General features: G+C 35.1%; 14 protein-coding genes. 9 read left to right on the forward strand and 5 right to left on the reverse strand.

Annotation, left to right across the window (positions count from 1 at the left end; all coding sequences use genetic code 11):
• Positions 1 to 289: 289 nt before the first annotated feature.
• Positions 290 to 1102 (reverse strand): mechanosensitive ion channel family protein, encoded by an 813-nt coding sequence (locus SOM12_RS14045; protein WP_320493884.1) that lies wholly within the window; start codon positions 1100 to 1102, stop codon positions 290 to 292.
• Between the two features lie 199 nt (positions 1103 to 1301).
• Here SOM12_RS14045 and SOM12_RS14050 point away from each other — a divergent pair, with 199 nt between their 5' ends.
• Positions 1302 to 4208 carry an FAD-binding and (Fe-S)-binding domain-containing protein gene (locus SOM12_RS14050; protein WP_320493885.1) on the forward strand — a complete coding sequence of 969 codons (2907 nt, stop codon included), beginning with the start codon at positions 1302 to 1304 and terminating at the stop codon, positions 4206 to 4208.
• A gap of 243 nt (positions 4209 to 4451) precedes the next feature.
• Here SOM12_RS14050 and SOM12_RS14055 read toward each other — a convergent pair whose 3' ends face one another.
• Entirely contained in the window at positions 4452 to 5612 is a 1161-nt protein-coding gene (locus SOM12_RS14055; RefSeq protein ID WP_320493886.1) for a Gfo/Idh/MocA family oxidoreductase, read from the reverse strand.
• Between the two features lie 363 nt (positions 5613 to 5975).
• Here SOM12_RS14055 and SOM12_RS14060 point away from each other — a divergent pair, with 363 nt between their 5' ends.
• Entirely contained in the window at positions 5976 to 7910 is a 1935-nt protein-coding gene (locus SOM12_RS14060) for an amino acid permease (RefSeq protein WP_095931867.1), read from the forward strand.
• Between the two features lie 148 nt (positions 7911 to 8058).
• On the forward strand, positions 8059 to 9153 hold the full coding sequence (locus SOM12_RS14065) for a DUF695 domain-containing protein (RefSeq protein WP_320493887.1): 1095 nt from the start codon (positions 8059 to 8061) through the stop codon (positions 9151 to 9153).
• Between the two features lie 241 nt (positions 9154 to 9394).
• Here the strand turns inward: SOM12_RS14065 and SOM12_RS14070 are convergent, their stop codons facing one another.
• Positions 9395 to 10639 (reverse strand): aminotransferase class I/II-fold pyridoxal phosphate-dependent enzyme, encoded by a 1245-nt coding sequence (locus tag SOM12_RS14070; RefSeq protein WP_320493888.1) that lies wholly within the window; start codon positions 10637 to 10639, stop codon positions 9395 to 9397.
• Positions 10640 to 10964: 325 nt separating this feature from the next.
• On the opposite strand from SOM12_RS14070, the gene SOM12_RS14075 reads away from it, so the two are divergent.
• Both SOM12_RS14075 and lpdA read left to right on the forward strand, forming a co-directional pair.
• Positions 10965 to 11423: an Lrp/AsnC family transcriptional regulator gene (locus tag SOM12_RS14075; RefSeq protein WP_320493889.1), complete on the forward strand. Its 459-nt coding sequence runs from the start codon at positions 10965 to 10967 to the stop codon at positions 11421 to 11423.
• Between the two features lie 367 nt (positions 11424 to 11790).
• The gene (gene lpdA, locus SOM12_RS14080) at positions 11791 to 13194 is read left to right on the forward strand and encodes a dihydrolipoyl dehydrogenase (RefSeq protein WP_320493890.1); all 1404 of its coding nucleotides are present in this window, start codon (positions 11791 to 11793) and stop codon (positions 13192 to 13194) included.
• A 60-nt stretch (positions 13195 to 13254) separates the two neighbouring features.
• On the opposite strand, the gene SOM12_RS14085 is transcribed toward lpdA, so the two are convergent.
• Complete coding sequence (locus tag SOM12_RS14085; protein ID WP_320493891.1) at positions 13255 to 13908, reverse strand: hypothetical protein; 654 nt, start codon at positions 13906 to 13908, stop codon at positions 13255 to 13257.
• Between the two features lie 179 nt (positions 13909 to 14087).
• Between SOM12_RS14085 and SOM12_RS14090 the strand changes: the two genes are divergently transcribed.
• Positions 14088 to 14630: a lipocalin family protein gene (locus tag SOM12_RS14090; RefSeq protein ID WP_320493892.1), complete on the forward strand. Its 543-nt coding sequence runs from the start codon at positions 14088 to 14090 to the stop codon at positions 14628 to 14630.
• A gap of 57 nt (positions 14631 to 14687) precedes the next feature.
• Here the strand turns inward: SOM12_RS14090 and SOM12_RS14095 are convergent, their stop codons facing one another.
• Positions 14688 to 15062 carry a DoxX family membrane protein gene (locus tag SOM12_RS14095; protein WP_095931855.1) on the reverse strand — a complete coding sequence of 125 codons (375 nt, stop codon included), beginning with the start codon at positions 15060 to 15062 and terminating at the stop codon, positions 14688 to 14690.
• Between the two features lie 299 nt (positions 15063 to 15361).
• On the opposite strand from SOM12_RS14095, the gene SOM12_RS14100 reads away from it, so the two are divergent.
• From SOM12_RS14100 to SOM12_RS14110, 3 genes are all read left to right on the forward strand, one after another.
• On the forward strand, positions 15362 to 16648 hold the full coding sequence (locus SOM12_RS14100) for an anthranilate synthase component I family protein (RefSeq protein ID WP_320493893.1): 1287 nt from the start codon (positions 15362 to 15364) through the stop codon (positions 16646 to 16648).
• Positions 16649 to 16810: 162 nt separating this feature from the next.
• A complete protein-coding gene (gene tilS, locus SOM12_RS14105; protein WP_320493894.1) occupies positions 16811 to 18121 on the forward strand; it encodes a tRNA lysidine(34) synthetase TilS in 1311 nt (436 codons plus the stop codon).
• Complete coding sequence (locus tag SOM12_RS14110; RefSeq protein ID WP_320493895.1) at positions 18121 to 20202, forward strand: protein-disulfide reductase DsbD family protein; 2082 nt, start codon at positions 18121 to 18123, stop codon at positions 20200 to 20202. Before tilS ends, SOM12_RS14110 begins: the two co-directional genes overlap by 1 nt.
• Positions 20203 to 20252 lie beyond the last annotated feature (50 nt).

Raw genomic sequence — 20252 nt, forward strand, 5'->3', positions numbered from 1 at the left:
CCACAAGCTCGGAGGAACGAACAGTTTACTTTTGCTTCCTTTCTCAATCATAAATCTACTTAAAATTTCAAAAAACAAATCTAAAGGAGTAACGAGAAATCACACGCGGGATTCCGCAAAGAGAATCGTCAATCTTTGTCGAGCTACTTGCGAAGATTTCTCCTTACGTCGAAATGACAAGATTGGGGAGATTTGTTGTGGGAATATTAGGTTTCATAAGCCTTCGACTACGCTCAGGGTGACAATTGGGAAACCTCAGAACCTTAGTGCCTCAGTATCTTAGAACCTTTTATTTAAGCACAAATTCATTCTCCTTCAGTTTATTCAAAACCACAGCAATTATCTTAGAACGGCATTCTGAATTTTCGGTTGTTGATGCGGTTTTAACCCAATACCGAATATTAAGCTGAATAATGCCACCAGCAATAACATCGGTAATTACGGCGGCGTTTTCGTGGTCTTTTTGGGTTACCTCTTCGCTGTTTCCTAGAATTTCTTTTACAAGTTCGATGGCTCGGGTATAATCAGAACCATATTCGAGTCCGACGGTGAAAGTCTGGAGTAGAAAACCTTCGCTGTTGTAGTTAATTAAGGTATTTTTTATAAGAAGCGCGTTTGGAATATAAATAATTTTAGAATCGCTTTTTACTTCGGTATCACGAAGGTTGAGGTTGATGACTTCGCCTTTTACGCCGTTGCTTTCGATAATATCGCCAATAGAAAACGGACGTTTGAAAGCCAGAAGAATTCCGGCAAGAAAATTTTCTCCAATATCTTTAAGCGCAAAACCAATTACAAAAGCCGAGATTCCCGCTCCGGCAAGCATACTTTGTGCAACGCCTTCGAGACCAATAATTCGGAACATAAACAAGATTCCGATAATAATTAAAACCGATTTAATTAAACGTGCAATAAAAACTGCCAAAAGACGATCGTGCATTTTAGCTTTGAGTCGGTTTCCTGCAAAAATGCCAATGCGGCTCGCGATAAACCATGAAACGAGAACGACCAAAATGGCCAGAATAAATTTTGGTGTAAGATCAACAATGCTATTGTAGTAACCTTCGAGGTGGCTGATGACGTCCTGAAAGAAATTTTCCATATTAATAAGGCGTAAAAAAGTAAAATTTTAAAATTACCTTTTTAGTAAATCAAAAGCTTTACAGGATTCTTTCAGAATTTTATAAAATATGATGGAGTTGTTAGATAAATTCCCAAAATAGAATCGTTTTGCCCTGTGATATTTTTATCTTTGTGGTCTGAGTTTTTTCAGGAAATATTTTTATAAAAAGCACATTTACATGTTGACCCAATCTCATTTAGAGCAATTAGCCGCTAGTCTCGAAGGCACACTTTTATTCGATGAGCTTCATAAAACGCTTTATTCTACAGATGCTTCGGTGTACCGAATTAAACCCAATGCGGTGGCAATTCCTAAAACGACTGAAGATATTGCCAAATTGATCCAATTTGCAGCACAACATAATCTGTCGATTACGCCAAGAACAGCGGGAACTTCGCTAGCAGGACAAGCAGTAGGAGATGGATTGGTCGTGGATGTGTCAAAGCATTTTACAAAAATTATTTCGTACAATGCCGAAAAGAAAACCGTTACGGTTCAGCCAGGCGTAATTCGCGATGAGCTGAATTTATTCTTAAAACCTCACGGCGTATTTTTCGCTCCGATTACATCAACGTCAAACCGCGCGATGATTGGCGGAATGGTAGGAAATAATTCATCAGGAACTACTTCGATTCGATATGGTGTTACACGCGATAAAATTGCTGAAGTAAAAGCACTTTTAAGCGACGGTTCTGAAGTGGTTTTTAAAGACCTGACTTCGGCTGAATTTATCGAAAAAACAAAAGGCGATACTTTAGAAAATAAGATATACAAAACGATTTACGACGAGCTTACTATAAAAGAAGCTCAGGAAGAAATTGTAAAAGAGTTTCCGAAACCTGAAATTCATAGAAGAAATACGGGTTATGCCGTTGATATTCTGCTGAAATCGGAATTATTTGGCGGAACTGAACCCACCATAAATCTTGGGAAATTACTTTGCGGAAGCGAAGGAACACTGGCTTTTACAACCGAAGTGACGCTGAAAGTTGATGATTTGCCACCGCCTCACAGCATTATGGTTGTCGGGCATTATCATACCATTCAGGAATCTCTAGAGTCGGTTGTGGTGGCGATGAAACATCATTTGTACACTTGCGAAATGATTGACGATACGATTTTGGATTGTACCAAAACCAATCGGGAACACATTAAAAACCGTTTCTTTTTGGTTGGAGAACCAAAAGCAATTATGTTGTTTGAAGTCGCATCGCATACTTTAGAAGATGCCGAAAAACAAGCCGATGCTTTGATTGCAGATTTAGAGAAAAATAATTTTGGTTACGCTCGAGTAAAAATCTACGGAAATGATATTGACAAAGCCAATGAATTGAGAAAAGCAGGTCTTGGACTTTTAGGAAGTATTGTAGGCGACGATAAAGCAGCAGATTCGATTGAAGATACAGCGGTAGAATTGAGCGATTTACCAAATTATATTGCAGAGTTTTCGGCAATGATGTTGCGTCACGGGCAGGAAGCGATTTATTATGCGCATGCGGGTGCGGGAGAATTGCATCTTCGTCCGGTTTTGAATTTAAAAAAAACTTCTGATTTAAAATTATTCAGAACCATTGCGACTGAAGTAGCGCATTTGGTGAAAAAATACAGAGGTTCGCTAAGTGGTGAACACGGAGACGGAATTGTGCGCGGAGAGTTTATTCCGTTCATGATTGGCGATAAAAATTACGAACTCTTGAAAAGAATCAAATTGGCATTCGATCCAAATTCGGTTTTGAATATTGGGAAGATTGTAAATGCTTTGAAGATGGACGAGAATCATCGTGTTATTTCAGGAAGAGTAGAACCGGATATTAAAACGTTTCAGGATTTCTCAGATAGTTTAGGAATCTTGCGTGCAGCCGAAAAATGCAACGGTTCTGGAGATTGTAGAAAACTGCCGTCTGGCGGAGGAGCGATGTGTCCGAGTTATCGTGCAACGCGAAATGAAAAAGAAACGACCCGTGCACGAGCCAATGCTTTGCGAGAATATTTGACGTATTCTGAAAAAGAAAATAAATTTGACCAGAAAGAGCTATACGAAGTTTTTGAGTTATGTGTAAGCTGTAAAGCCTGCGCAAGCGAATGTCCAAGTAACGTGGACGTAGCGACTCTAAAAGCAGAATTTTTATACCAATATCAAAAAGCAAACGGATTTTCTACTCGAAATAAGATTTTTGCCAACAATGCCAAATTGAACAAAATGGGAAGTAAATTCCCGTCGATTACGAATTTTATTTCGAATCAGTCTTTGGTGAAAAAAACAATGGGAATTGCGCCAGAAAGACAAGTTCCGTTATTGGCGAAAAAGACTTTTAGAAAATGGTACGCTAATAATAAACCGTCACAAACCGATTTTCCAAACGGAAGATTGTATTTGTTTGTAGATGAATTCACGAATTATTATGATGTCAATATCGGAATCGATGCTTTCGAATTATTGACGAAATTAGGTTATCAGGTTTTGGTTGTCGATCATGAGGAAAGCGGAAGAACGTATCTTTCAAAAGGATTTTTGGAAGAAGCGAAGAAAATTGCGAATCATAACGTAAATATTTTTAAAGATCTCGTTCTAGGAAATGCACCTTTAATTGGAATTGAACCTTCGGCGATTTTGACTTTTAGAGATGAATATCTTCGTTTAGCCGATGATAAAGAAGCTGCTGAGAAATTATCCAGAAATGCTTTTACAATTGAAGAGTTCTTGAAAAAAGAAATCATAGATGGTAAAATCACAGCCGATTCTTTTTCAGAAGAAAGTAAAGAAATTAAGATTCATGGACATTGCCACCAAAAATCGTTGAGTTCTGTTGAGGCAACTTTTGCTATGCTGAATCTTCCAAAAAATAATACGGTTACAATTTACAATTCAGGCTGCTGCGGAATGGCGGGTTCTTTTGGTTATGAAAAAGAACATTATCAAGTGAGTATGCAAATGGGTGAGGATACTTTATTTCCTAAAGTGCGTAACACTGCCGAAAATGTAAAAATCGCCGCTGCAGGAACAAGCTGTCGCCATCAAATTTATGATGGAACGAAACGCGAAGCACAGCATCCTGTTAGTATTTTGAGAAGCTGTTTGAAGTAAATTAACCGCAAAGGTCGCAAAGAATTACGCAAAGAGCGCTAAGATTTTTTTGCTACAGATTAAAGGATTAAAAAGATTTTTATTTCACGCAGATTTTACAGATTGAAGCAGATAATCGCAGATTATTAGTTATCTCTGGTTTAAAATTAAATCTGCCTAAATCTGTAAAATTTGCGTGAAAAATTATTTAGATAAAGATTGGAAAAATCGTTTTAATCCTTTTAATCTGCGAGAAAAATAAAATTATTTCAAGCTTACTTTTTTGCCAGTTTCAGCGGCTTTATAAGTGGCATTAATGATTCGAACGTCTTTAATTCCTTCTTCACCAGTAATATGATTGGGAAGTTTTTGGTTTGCTAAAATCACTTTACAAATTTCATCCATTTGGGTTTGCTGTTGGTTTATCACAGGAAAATTAAATGGTTTTCCATCAGATCTTTTACCTACAAAAGGGCCATAACTCACCGCAGGACTCATTTCGAAGAAACCTTCATCTGCGGCAGCGTAAAAACGATCAATTCCAAAACCACACGAACTGCTGCAATTCGCCACGGCACCGCTAGGGAATTCCATTTGCCAAGTGATATTTTCTTCAACTTGAGAAAACATATTTTTGTTATTGACATGTCCAAATTGTGCTGTAACAGCAATTGGTTCTTCGCCTAAAACATAACGCGAAACCTGAATGCAATAAATTCCTAAATTAATCAAACAACCGCCGCCGGCCCATTTTTTAGTCAGTCTCCATTCTTTGCGGGCGTTTAGATCAACAGGTTTATTTATGTCACGAACATCATAAGTACTATAACCCAGACCAGTTTCAATATAACGAACTTGTCCCAAGACTTTTTCTTGTCCCAATCGTTTTATTTCTAGATGATTTGGTTCGTAATGCAGTCGATATCCCATTGCCAATTGCACATTATTATCGTTGCAGGCTTTGATCATTTCTTCGCAATCTTCAGCAGTAATTGCCATCGGTTTTTCGACAATTACATGTTTTCCTGCTTTTGCAGCGCGAACAGTAAATTCTTTGTGCAGTGCATTTGGAGTTACAACGTATACTAAATCAATGTCTTTGTTTTTTATGATTGAATCGAAGTTTTCGTAATTATAGATATTCTTTTCAGGGATGTTATATTTCTTTTTCCATACTTCAGCTTTAGAAGGTGTTCCGGTGACAATTCCAGTAAGCTGGCAGTATTCAGAAACCTGAAGACCCTCAGCTAATAATGAAGCATAGTTTCCTAGACCGCACAAAGCAATATTTAATTTTTTTCCGGTGTAAGGTTTGTGAACCTTTTCTGTTTCGGTTATAAAAGAAGGAAGTGAAGTCATCACAACCGAAGCGCCAACACCAAGTCCAAATTTATTTACAAAAGAACGTCTCGTGATTTTTTCCATAAAAATGATTCTTTAAAAATTAAATACTACTTGTATTAGTAAGCTCATTTTGAGAAATGTTACATTTGTGCTTAATATTTAACCGCGAAGTTCGCTAAGATTGACGCAAGGTTCGCAAAGATTTTTTGTTTCACGCAGGTTTGGCTGATTTGGAGCAGATTATCCTGTTCGCTATCGTTACGGTGATTGTGAAAAAAAACTTAGTGTCTTAGTGCCTTTGTGGCAAGAATCTTTGCAGCAAGAAAAAAAATCACAGAAAAACAAAATGGTTTTATATATTTGAAATCAGGATATTTTTTGCATTATTTGCAAAATAAAACCAGAACAACTGAATTAAATCAATTAATAATAGCAAAAACATATATGGCATTTTCAAGTTTATTCCGAAAAAAAACAGTGCAGGATATTCTGAAACAGGTTGCAAAAAATGAAGCAGATGGACATGGAGCATTAGGAAAGCACCTTACAACCAAAGATTTAACTGCTTTCGGAATTGCTGCAATTGTAGGTGCGGGGATTTTCAGCACCATCGGAAAAGCAAGTGCAGATGGAGGACCAGCCGTAATATTTTTGTTCCTTTTTACTGCTCTTGCCTGTAGTTTTGCAGCTTTTGCTTATGCCGAATTTGCCTCAATGGTTCCCGTTTCTGGAAGTGCTTATACGTATTCGTATGTGGCTTTTGGAGAGCTAATCGCTTGGATTATCGGATGGGCTTTAATCATGGAATATGCCGTCGGAAACATAACCGTAGCCATATCGTGGAGTGATTATTTTACAGGACTCCTCCAGAGTGGCGGCATTCATTTACCGCAATGGATTCAGATGGATTACTTAACCGCTTCAAACGGATATAATGATGCTGAAGCTTTAATGCGCGGCGGAAAATCATTCGAAAATTTAAGCACAGCTTTACAGCAAGCGCACACCGCTTGGACAACGGCGCCTACGTTAGGGTCGTTTCATTTTGTTACCGATATTCCAGCTTTATTCATTATTATTTTGATTACTGCTTTGGTTTACAGAGGAATGAAAGAATCTCGTAATGCGAGTAATTTAATGGTGGTCGTAAAACTTTGTGTAGTTCTTTTAGTGATCGCTGTCGGTGTATTTTATGTAGATACAGCAAACTGGGATCCTTTTGCTCCAAATGGAGTTGGAGGGGTTTTAAAAGGAGTATCTGCAGTTTTCTTTGCTTATATTGGTTTTGATGCTATTTCGACAACGGCAGAAGAATGTAAAAATCCGCAACGTGATTTACCACGCGGAATGATGTGGGCAATTATTATTTGTACCATTCTTTATATTGCAATTGCCTTGGTTTTAACCGGAATGGTAAAATATCACGAATTAAATGTTGGAGATCCTTTAGCATTTGTTTTCGATAAATTAGACTTAAAATGGATGTCTGGAATTATTGCCGTAAGTGCAGTAGTGGCAATGGCGAGCGTTTTATTGGTTTTCCAAATGGGACAGCCTCGTATTTGGATGAGTATGAGTCGAGATGGGTTATTGCCAAAGAAATTCTCAACGGTTCACCCAAAATTTAAAACACCTTCTTTTGCAACTATTGTAACAGGATTTGTGGTTGCAATTCCGGCTTTGTTTTTGAATCTGACAATGGTAACCGATTTATGCAGTATAGGGACTTTATTTGCGTTTGTATTAGTTTGTGCTGGAGTTTTGGTTTTACAAAACAAACCTGAAATTCCAAGAGGAAAATTCAAAACGCCTTATATTAATTCAAAATTTATTCTGCCAGTTTTAATGATTGCTGGATTGTATTATGCTTTTGCTTTCAACAGCAAAGCAACAATGGCTTTTATCAATAACGATCCGCAGATTTATGATGCAACTTCAATCGTAACCTCTTTAGACAAATCAGAATCAGAGCAGGTTTTCAAATATTTAGAAAGCATTGAAGCAAACAATAAAACCGCTGAAACATCAGATTTAGAGCATTTATTAGGACAATATCAAGACGACGAAGCTAAATATGCTGAAGTTGTAAAAGGATTGCCAATTGCAGATTCTGCTAAATATGAGTCAGGTTTCAGTTTATTCAAACACAAAATCCCAATGTGGATATTCCTATTCGTTTTGGTTGGATTAGCTGTTTGGGCTTTCAGAAAAAATCTGTCTTTAATTCCACTTTTAGGATTAATCTGCTGTCTGTATATGATGGCCGAATTAAGCGTTTGGAACTGGATTTATTTTACAATCTGGCTAATAATTGGATTACTGATTTATTTTACATACAGTAGAAAAAACAGTAAGCTGAATACTGAAAATATAGGATAAAAGTAAAATTATATACTACAAAAAGCCGTTCTGAGTACTTCAGAACGGCTTTTTGCATTCTTAATATTTTATAGAAATATTCTTATGTTTTAAGAGTGCTTTTCCTTAAGTTTGTTTTCAGTAAAATTTTAAATTTAATTAGTAATACATGGGTTTTCTCGATAAAATATTGGGCAAAAAAGAAGCTGCAATACAATCTAATACTGATTTCTGGAATTGGTTTTTAAAAAATGAAAAAGAGTTCTTTGCAATAGTTAAAAACAGACAAAACATACACCAAGGTTTTTTTGAAAAATTGGCTCCAAAACTGGATGAAATTCACAACGGGATTTATTTTCTAACGGGAATGTTAGATAATATTACAGTAGAATTAATCTTAACGCCAGACGGAGCAGTTAGAAATATATATGCAATTGAAGAATTGGTAAATGCAGCTCCTCAAATTAAAGGTTGGAAAATTACGGCATTAAAACCAGCATCAGACATTCAGGACATTGGTATTGATTATGAAGGATTCAAATTTAATAAGGACAATCTAAAATTTTATCCAAACATTCATGACGGATATCCAGATGAAATTGACTTAACCGTTATTTACGATGATTTTGTAGAAGAAAAAAAACAAGTTATAACCAACGGTGTTTATATTTTCTTAGACAATTATTTAGGAGAACTGCATTCTGTTACTTTGATTGATAACATGAAAATAGACGGTTCAAATAGTATTTCAGAAGAATTAATTCCGATCGAAAAATTAAAAGATTATTTGATCTGGAGAGAAAAAGAATTTGTAGAAAAATACGAAGGCACAAGACATAATACGGAAAATGATAACTATTCAGGTTTTGAAGCAACTGCGAAAGATGGAAGTGGCATTATAGGATTAATGAACACAGATCTTTTGCAATGGGATAAAAAAGCATCACATCCTTGGGTATTTATTATTACCATTCTTTTTGATGGAAGCAATAATAACGGAATGCCAGATAAAGAAACTTATCAGTTGTTAAACGAAATAGAAGATGAAGTTGTATTAGATCTTAAAGACCTGGAAGGTTATTTAAATGTAGGAAGGGAAACACTGGCAAACAGGAGGGAAATCTTTTTTGCCTGCAAAGACTTTAGAAAGCCAACAAAAGTGGCAGATGAATTAATTAAAAAACACTCTGGTTCATTCGAAATAAGTTACGAAATCTACAAAGACAAATACTGGCAAACGTTTAGACATTACGAGCCAAGATAAAGTACAAAAAGCCATTTTGAGAATATTCAAAACGGCTTTTTTTTCGATAAAAAAAATCCGCTTAGAGAAAATCTCCAGCGGATTCAAACGATCTAATAAAAAATGTGCAAATTTATTTATAGAGTAATGTTTGCCTTTATTGCGAGTAATTTTCTCGCGCAGATTTTGCAGATTAACAGCTCCTTTTTATAACCTTATTAATAAATCGGCATAATCAGCCAAATCTGCGAGAGAAAAAGTTTTAACGTATCTCTGCGAAAACCTCTTTGTTGGTCTTTGCGGAATTTAAAATCCCAAGCTCAACCATACAAGCTTTCATCATTTCGTAAGTACGATCAATATCATTATCCAATCCAATAGAAAAGCGAATCAAACCATCTGTTAATCCCATTTCTTTCTGCTCTTCTAACGGAATTTCACTAGAAGTTGAGGTTCCCGGTGCGCTGAATAACGTTTTATAAAAACCTAAGCTTACTGCCAAATATCCAAGGTTTCGTTCTTGCATCAATTCCATTAATTCATTGGCTTTTTCCAAAGTTCCAACATCAATCGTTAGCATTCCTCCAAAACCATATTCGGGATTAATCATCTTTTTATACAATTCATGACTCGGGTGACTTTTCAATCCCGGATAAACCGTTTTTAAACCGTCTTTTTCAAACTGATCCGCCAAATAATGTGCATTATGACTATGCTGTTTAATTCTAATATGAAGCGTTCTCAAATTTTTCATTACACTTGCAGAACGCAAACTATCCATTGTTGGCCCTAAAAGCATACTTGCACCAGAATTTACATTCTTCAGAGAATTAATAAATTCTTTAGACGCACAAGTCACACCGCCAACGGTATCACTGCTTCCGTTAATGTATTTCGTCAAACTATGAATTACAATATCGGCGCCCAATTTTGCAGGAGAAACCGATAATGGCGAAAATGTATTATCTACAACCAATTTCAAATTGTGCTTTTTGGCAATTTTAGCCAATCCAGCAATATCAGCAACTTCCAGAAGTGGATTACTAACCGTTTCGCAATACAAAACTTTCGTTTTCGGCGTAATTGCAGCTTCTACAACATCCAATTTTGTAATGTCAACAAAGCTCGTTTCTATCCCGAATCTTGGCGTAAAGTTTTTTAAGAAAGCATAAGTTCCGCCATAAATAGTTCGGCTGGAAACGATGTGATCGCCCGCACCGCATAATTGCAATAGAGTAGGCGTAATTGCTCCCATTCCCGAAGCCGAAACATTTGCCGTTTCTGTTCCTTCCATCGCCGCCAAAGCCTGATCCAAATACAAATTACTTGGCGATGAATGGCGCGAATACAAGTAACAGCCTTCCATGTTTCCCTCGAAAGTATCAAACATAGTTTTAGCCGAAAGAAAAGTATAAGTCGAAGAATCAGAAATCGACGGATTCACACCGCCAAATTCCCCAAAGTACTGCAAATCCTGAATTTTATCTGCTGGGTTGAAGTTTTTCATTTTTAGTTAGTTTCAAGTTTTTATTTGTTTCAAGTTTCAAGTTGTTTGAGCCTTGTGTTGATTTTTAGAAGCTATTTCCTGCTATCCGCTATATCTTTTGTGCCGAACCCCGGCACAAAAGGATGCCGCTTCTATCAGGGCTAGGACTCTCGTTTTCAAAATAAATTCCATCCAAAATAAGATCTAATAAGAAAATTAATCAACTATAAAATGAATAATTAGATTTTAAAACTATAAATATAGATTTTTAGTGATTTTTAATCTAAATTTGAATTGATAAAACCCAATCAATAGATTTTCTTTCATCTTCTAAAAACAAACAAAAATGACTTTAGACGTTACAGATAAAAAACTTCTGGTTTTGCTTCAAACCGACAGTAAAAAAACAACCAAAGAATTATCCTTAAAACTTGATCTTTCTGTTACAGCGGTATATGAAAGAATTAAAAAATTAGAACGCGAAGGGGTAATTAAAAACTACGTCGCCTTAGTCGATAAATCCAAAATTGAGAAAGGGTTTGTAGTTTTCTGTCACCTAAAACTCATTCAGCACACCAAAGAATTCCTAACCAAATTCGAAAGTGAAGTAATCAAACTCAATGAAGTTTTAGAATGCCATCACGTCAGTGGCGATTACGATTATATTCTAAAAGTTTTAGTGAAGGATATGGAAGCTTATAGAGAGTTTTTAGTAACCAAATTAACTTCTTTACAGCACATTGGGAGCACCCAAAGTATGTTTATGATTAGTGAAGTGAAGAACTCGACGGTGATTTCTTTTTAGGAAGGTTCAAAGGTGCAGAGTGACAAAGGTTTTTCAGTAGATATGCACTGCAGTGCGTTTAACGTTCAGTTTGTCATCCTGAGGAACGAAGGATCACACGCGAAACTCTACAGAGATTTGCGATTTTGCATGCGGAGCTTCTAGTGTGATCCTTCGTTCCTCAGGATGACAAGCATGGCCATAAACTTTGCGACTCTGCGTCTTTGAGAGATTAAAAAAAACAAAACTTTGCGAACCTCTGCGTAATTCTTAGCGCTCTTTGCGGTAAAACTAATCCCAAAATTTCACACAAAAAACATTGAAAATTAAACTTCAAACAGAACTTTATTGCTTAATTTTGTAACCGCTAAAATAAAAACAAAATACTATGAGTTCATTTGACGTAGTCATTATAGGTTCAGGTCCTGGAGGATATGTATCAGCAATTCGTTGCGCACAATTAGGTTTCAAAACTGCAATTGTAGAAAAATATAATTCATTAGGCGGAACTTGCCTTAACGTAGGTTGTATTCCTTCAAAAGCATTATTATCTTCTTCTCATCATTATGCTGAAATTGCTCATTTCGCAGATCACGGAATCGAAGTTTCTGGAGATGTAAAAATCAATTTAGAGAAAATGATCGCTCGCAAACAAGCCGTTGTAGATCAAACTGTAGGTGGTATCAACTACCTAATGGATAAAAATAAAATTACTGTTTTCAATGGTTTAGGTTCTTTTGTAGATGCAACGCACATTGCAGTTGCAAAAGCTGACGGAACATCAGAAACTATCGAGGCAAAATATACTGTAATTGCTACAGGATCAAAACCATCTTCTTTACCATTCATCAAAATTGATAAAGAAAGAATTATTACTTCTACTGAAGCTTTAGCTTTAAAAGAAGTTCCAAAACACTTAGTTATTATTGGTGGTGGAGTTATCGGAATCGAGCTTGGACAAGTTTACCTTCGTTTAGGAGCTCAGGTTTCTGTAGTTGAATTTATGGACAGAATTATTCCTGGAATGGATAGTTCATTGTCTAAGGAATTGACTAAAGTGTTGAAAAAACAAGGAATGAAATTCTACGTTTCTCACAAAGTAAAATCAGTTGAAAGAAACGGCGATGCTGTTGTAGTTCAGGCTGAAAATGCAAAAGGAGAAACTATTACTCTTGAAGGAGATTATTCATTAGTTTCTGTTGGTCGTCGTCCTTACACAGACGGATTAAACGCTGACAAAGCTGGAGTGAAAATTTCAGACAGAGGACAAGTTGAAGTAAACGATCATTTACAAACTAGTGTTCCAAATATCTACGCAATTGGTGACGTTGTTCGTGGAGCAATGTTAGCGCACAAAGCGGAAGAAGAAGGAGTAATGGTTGCTGAAATTTTAGCAGGTCAAAAACCACATATCGATTATAACCTAATTCCTGGTGTAGTGTATACTTGGCCAGAGGTTGCTGCAGTTGGACAAACTGAAGAGCAATTGAAAGCAGCTGGAGTTAAATACAAATCTGGAAGTTTCCCATTCAAAGCGTTAGGACGCGCAAGAGCAAGTGCTGACTTAGACGGATTCGTGAAAATCTTGGCTGATGAAAAAACAGATGAGGTTTTAGGAGTTCATATGATTGGTGCTCGTACAGCAGATTTAATTGCTGAAGCGGTTACGGCAATGGAATTCAAAGCTTCTGCTGAAGATATTTCTAGAATGAGCCATGCGCACCCAACTTTCGCGGAAGCGGTAAAAGAAGCAGCTTTGGCAGCTACAGAAAATAGAGCGTTACACGTATAATTTTTACGTTAATCATAAAAGAAAAACCGTCAGTTCCAAATGGATTCTGACGGTTTTTTTTTATTCTTTTATTAATTTGAAAGTATAATAGGTTTCTTTGTTTTTGGAGTAAATGCTATAAATGTTTTCTTCTTCATCATAAATTTTGTATCGATATTTATCGCCCTTCACACTTAGGTTTTTTCGTGACAAATTATTGCTTTCAATAAACTCAAGTTCAAATTCGCAATTGCCTCTTTTTCTATACAACAACTTCGAGAAAGTATTATCGCCGAATTTTTCTATCCAAAGATTTCCATTTATAGTTACCTCGACTTTTTTTCCTCTTTCTTCCCAGTAGTGAAATTTTTTGCTTTCGTCAAAAGTATTGCATTGTTCCTTAGATACATGACCTATAGGCTTTTCGTTTTGCATTCCCCAGTCATTTTGTATAGAATCTTTAGGGAAAAGCGCATTAAATTCATTACAGTTTTTTTGAAGACGATAAATCATTTTTTCAAAAGCCTTTCGCTGTGCGATCGTATCTTTAAATTTTGCCAAAAAAGGCATGACATGAGATTTATTAATGCTATGAAGTCTTATTTCATCATTTAAAATTTTGTTTTCAGCCAATGACTGGCATATTTCGTTATTTAAAGAATCTATTGTTTGTATAGTTTGAGATTGGCTAGTAAGAGAAAATAAAATAAAAAATAGTAATAGATGGATTCTCATTTTGAGTTATTGATTGTGTGTCAAATTTAATGGTTTGTAACTCAAGTTGTAAAAACTTTATCGAAATTTTCAAAATCCCTTATTTTTTTGCTGCTTAAAAATATAAACTTGAAGAAAAATTTTGTAAATTAGATGTGTATTTCAGGTGTTATCTTTATGATTATTAAAAAGATAGTATTATGAAAAGTAAATATATCGCTCCGATTCTAATTGGAGCAGGAATTGGAATCGCATTGTACTCTTGTGGAAGCGGAATTCCAAAAAATGCACAGGCTGTAACAAACTTTGACAGCAATAAATATCTCGGAAAATGGTACGAAATTGCCAGATTAGATTACAAATGGGAGAGAGATTTGAATAATGTAACTGCCGAATATTCTTTAAACGAAGATAAAACTATAAAAGTCGATAATAAGGGCTATAATGTCAAAAAAGACAAGTGGGAACAAAGTGTCGGGAAAGCTAGATTTGTCAAAAAAGACAATATTGGTATGCTGAAAGTCTCATTTTTTGGTCCTTTTTATTCTGGTTATAACGTCGTAGCAATCGATCCAGATTATAAATACGCGCTTGTGGCTGGAGAAAGTTTAAAATACATGTGGATACTTTCTAGAGAAAAAACAATTCCAGAAAGTGTAAAAGCAGATTATCTTATCAAAGCTCAGGAAATTGGATATAACGTAACCGATTTGGTTTGGGTTAAACAGGATAAAGCGAATTAAACAAAAGCCCGTCAGGTATAAACTTGACGGGCTTTTTGTTTTTGGTCGAAAAATGATTTACGCAGTAAAAACACTTTTATAATTATCCCAGTATCTGTAAATCAAAAATAAATTTCCTATAAATAGAAGCACTGCAATTGGCAGACCATCGGGAGTTAAAAAATAATTGATAAACAAAATATTTACCGTAATTGGTAAGATCAAGATGTTTGCTAAAGTTACGTAACGCCCAGTTACAAATGCAATTCCACAAAGTAATTCTATAGATTTTGCCAGTGGCATTAAATACGTCGAAGCCATTAAACCTACGTTAAATGCTTTGAAGTTTCCTGTGGTTTCAGGCTCTGGCATTAGATGGAAAAAATAACTGATAGAGGCAAAAAGTAGCAAAAGGCCAATTAAAACGCGGACAATAATAGTGGCAATTTTCATAATACTTAGGATTTTTTAAGGTTAAAAAATATAATTAAGTTATTGGAAAAGATGCAATCTAAAAGCTCAAATGAGAATCGCAAATTATTTTTTTTGAGGTTCTATTTTAAGGATTTTGCAATTAAATTAATGCTGTTTTAGGATTATTCTAATTGTATATCAAATATAACGAATTTTTTCTTATAAAAAGAATGTATTTTTAACAGTTTTACAGTGTAATTCAAATCATTTCATTATTTTTTTTGCTTTCCGCTAATGAAAGAATTTTGTCGTAATTTTGACCTTTAAAATTACCATTTTTGAGAGTTTCCATCCGTAAAAATATTGCCAATCCGAAACTGTTTAAAGAACAGATTTTAAGTTGGGCGCAGCAATTTCGCGAAGTCGTTTTTTTAGACAGCAATTCTTATCCGCAGCAGTATTCTAATTTTGACTGCATATTGGCAGTAGATGCTTTTACTTCTTTAAAAACAGATTATTACAATGCTTTTGAAGATCTAAAACAATATCAGCAAAATACAAAAGACTGGCTTTTTGGATACCTTTCTTATGATTTAAAGAATGGTATTGAAAATCTTCATTCCAATAATTTTGATGGTTTGAACTTCCCCGACTTGTTTTTCTTTCAGCCTAAAAAAGTTTATATTCTGAAAGGAAATGAACTTGAAATTAAATATTTAATGCTTTGCGATGATGAGGTAGAAGAGGATTTTGAGGAAATAATAAATGTTCAGACCGAAACATTTGTCACACTGAGCGGAGTCGAAGTGAAGCAACGTATTTCTAAAGAATTATATATTCAGAAAGTAAATAAAATGCTGGAACATATTCATGTTGGTGATATGTACGAAGCCAATTTCTGTATGGAATTTTATGCTGAAAATGCTGTTATAAATCCTTTAGAAAAATTTCAGAAGTTGAATGAGATTTCACAAGCTCCCTTTTCAGTTTTCTTTAAAAATTACAAACACTATTTGCTTTCTGCTTCACCAGAACGCTACTTGAAAAAAGAAGGAGATAAGATCATTTCTCAACCCATAAAAGGAACTTCTAAGCGTTTTGTAGATCCAATTGAAGACGAAAAATCAAAGAGTGTTTTAGTTTCAGACGCCAAAGAGCGAGCTGAGAATATCATGATAACCGATTTAGTGCGAAATGATTTGTCGCATACCTCGCAAAAGGGTTCCGTTGAAGTTGAGGAGCTTTGCGGAATTTATTCGTTTTTGCAAGTGCATCAGATGATTTCTACGATTACTTCCAAATTAGATCCTCAATATGCGGCAGTAGATGTTTTGAAGACGACTTTCCCGATGGGAAGTATGACGGGCGCTCCAAAAATTTCGGTGATGGAAATTGTCGAAAATCTCGAAGAAACCAAAAGAGGATTGTATAGCGGTGCGGTTGGTTATTTTACACCTGAAGGCGATTTTGATTTTAATGTCGTAATCAGAAGTATTTTGTACAATCAAGAGAATAGATATGTTTCTTTCTCGGTTGGAAGCGCTATAACATCGCTTTCAATTCCAGAAAAAGAATATGAAGAATGTTTGCTGAAAGCCAAGGCAATGCACGAAGTTTTGCAATAATTTTTATTCGCCATGAATTCACGATTTATTATTATCAAAGATTATCAAAATAATTCGTGAATTGCTTCGCCTGTTCGCTGTCGCTCGAGTCGTGGCATAAAAAAATACCCGCTTAACATTTCGTTTAAAAATAGATCAAATTTAATTCTTTACTTTTATCAGATGTTTTCAAAATTTCAAAATCATATCGTTTCAAGATTTTCTTTTTTAGCCGAAAAAAAGCTTTTTCTGGCTGTAAGTGGCGGATTAGACAGTATGGTTTTGCTACATTTATTGAACAGAATGCCTTATGAAATTGCAGTTTTGCATTGCAATTTTCAACTTCGCGGATTGGAAAGTTTTGGAGATCAGGAATTTATTCAGAACTATTGCGATCAGAACAATATTCCAATTTTTACTACTCATTTTGATACTGAAGCTTTCGCTAAAGATTATAAATTATCAACACAAGTTGCAGCAAGAGAACTTCGTTACAGCTGGTTTTATGAACTTTTGGAAGAAGAAAACTTCGATTATATCCTGACAGCACATCACGCCGACGATAATCTTGAAACTTTTATTATCAACTTAACTCGCGGAACTGGTTTAGAAGGTTTAACTGGAATTCCAGAACAAAACGATAAAATTATTCGTCCGCTTTTACCTTTTTCTAGAGAAGAAATTTTGAATTACGCAGAGGAGAATAAAATAGAATGGAGAGAAGACAGCAGTAATGCTTCGACAAAATATCTCAGAAATAAGATTCGTCATAATTTAGTTCCGGTTTTAAAAGAAATCAATCCTAATTTTCTAGATGCTTTTCAGAAAACCCAGTCCTTTCTTCAAGAATCAAAAGAAATGGTTGAAGATGCATCGATTATGGTATATCAGCAAGTGGCAAAAGAAGCAGGAGACGATATTCATTTTGATTTAAATCAGTTAAAAAAACTTCCAAATTATAAATCGTATCTCTACCAATGGCTAAATGAATTTGGTTTTTCTGCTTGGAATGATATTTATGATTTGGTTGAAGGACAATCAGGGAAACAAGTTCTTTCGGAGGAATTTAGATTGCTAAAAAACAGAGAAACGCTTATTTTAAGTCCGTTTTCTGAAATGCCAGAAAACGAAGAATATGAAATTAGTGAAAACGATAAAGAAGTTAATTTTCCCTTAAAAATGAGTCTTTGTAACGTAGATCACACAACATTCGGTTCAAATAAGGTTATATTTGTCGATTCCAATAAAATCCGTTTTCCATTAGTTTTGCGTAAATGGAAAGAAGGAGATGTTTTTCAGCCTTTCGGAATGAGAGGAAAATCTAAAAAAGTAAGCAAGCTTTTTAAAGACGAAAAATTATCATTGATCGAAAAAGAAAAAACTTGGATTTTATGTTCTGAAAATGAAATAGTCTGGGTTGTTGGAATAAGACAAGACGAGCGTTTTAAAATAGAGAAAACCACAAATCAAATACTAAAAATAGAATTACAATAATGAACTTTACTCGAAATCTTCAGACAAATTTGTCAAAAAATGTTTGGACTAAAACCATTTTACTTTTCGTATTTTTCTTTGCTTTTGCAAAAGGTAATGCGCAAATATTAGAGCCGGTAAAATGGACTTCTAAAATTGAGAAAAAAGGAAACAATGCCGTTTTAATTTTTGATGGAACAATCGAAAAAGACTGGCATATGTATTCGCAGTTTACTCCAGACGGCGGACCTTTGGCTTTAGAAATAACTTTTAAAAATCAAAAAGGAAACTACGAATTAGTTGGAAAAGCAAAAGAAGGTAAAACTAGAACGGCTTTTAACGATGTTTTTGGCGTAGATGAAACTTTTTTTGAAGGAAAAGCACACATTGAACAAGAAATAAAAATCATAAACCCAAATTTAAAAACGGTTGATGTAGATTTTGATTTTCAGGTTTGTAAAGAAGTTTGCATCAATTCGAGTAAGAAATTCTCGATTGCTGTTCCTTCAACTTTCAAAATGGATGAAGTTCCAGTTGTAACAGAAGCTAAAGCTGATGAAACAAAAGTAGTGGGACTAGCAATTGATACCGTTAAAAAAGAAGAAGCTACACAGCCAAAAGTGGAGAAAACAGCTGAAGCTGAAAAAGAAGAAATTCCTGCACCTGCGCCTTCAAGAAGTTTGTGGTCTATCTTTTTTATTGCCTTTTTATCAGGATTTGCAGCATTGTTAACGCCTTGTGTTTTCCCGATGATCCCGATGACGGTAAGTTTCTTTACAAAACAAAGTAAAAGCCGTGCAAAAGGAATTAGAAATGCAATTATCTACGGATTTTCAATCATTGCTATTTACGTAATTTTAGGTCTTATTGTAACTAAAATATTTGGTGCTGATGCCTTAAATGCTTTGTCTACAGATGTTTGGTTCAACTTGATTTTTTTTGTAATCTTAGTTGTTTTTGCTACTTCGTTTTTGGGTGCTTTCGAAATCATGCTTCCAAATTCATGGGCAAATAAAGCAGATCAGCAAGCAGATAAAGGCGGTTTAATCGGAATATTATTCATGGCTTTAGCTTTGGCGATTGTATCATTTTCTTGTACAGGGCCAATTGTTGGAACTTTATTGGTTGAAGCAGCTTCAAATGGAGGAATTGCGCCAATTGTCGGAATGCTTGGATTCTCTTTAGCATTAGCGCTTCCGTTTATGTTATTTGCCATGTTCCCAGGATGGTTAAATTCTTTACCAAAATCTGGAGGATGGTTAAATACTGTAAAAGTAGTTTTAGGGTTTTTAGAGTTGGCACTAGCATTCAAATTCTTATCAAATGCCGATTTGGTTTTACAATTGCATTTCTTAGAAAGAGAAGTATTTATTGCAATCTGGATCGCTATTTTTGGAGCGATGACATTGTATTTATTCGGAAAAATTACCTTGCCTCACGATAGTCCTACGAATCATATTTCTGTTGGAAGATTGTATTTAGGATTACTGACATTTGTGTTTACCATGTATTTAATTCCTGGACTTTGGGGAGCGCCTTTAAAATTAATCAGCGCATTCCCGCCGCCGCCGCAATATAGTGAGAGTCCGTTTGGAGTTGGAGGTTCAGGAAACGGAGCTGTTTCTTCAGAATCAATAAAAGGACTTCCTGAAGGAGCTGAATTAGGTCCACACGGAATTATGGTTTTCCATGATTATGAAGATGGTTTGGCTTATGCAAAAGAAATCAATAAGCCAATTATGCTTGATTTTACAGGTTATGCTTGTGTAAATTGCAGAAAAATGGAAAATAATGTTTGGTCAGAACCAGCAATTTTGCCAATCCTAAAAAATGATGTTGTTTTAATTTCGCTTTACGTTGACGATAAACGTGAATTGCCAAAAGAAGAGCAATTTACAACTGCATCAGGAGATAAGATTATTACTGTTGGCGATAAATGGACCGATTTTATGATCTCAAAATATAAAACGAATACACAGCCTTTATATGTTATTACCGATTTGGAAGGAAAGAATATGAATACTTCTAAACCAACAATAAGTTATGTAAATGCAGATGAATATTTACATTGGTTAAAAGAAGGAATTTCGAATTTTAAGTAAATCTTGGGAGAATAGAATATAGAATATAGATTATAGAGTAAAGAGAATAG

Origin of the sequence: Flavobacterium sp. CFBP9031 (genome assembly GCF_034044945.1) — a bacterium.
Taxonomy (GTDB): Bacteria; Bacteroidota; Bacteroidia; order Flavobacteriales; family Flavobacteriaceae; genus Flavobacterium.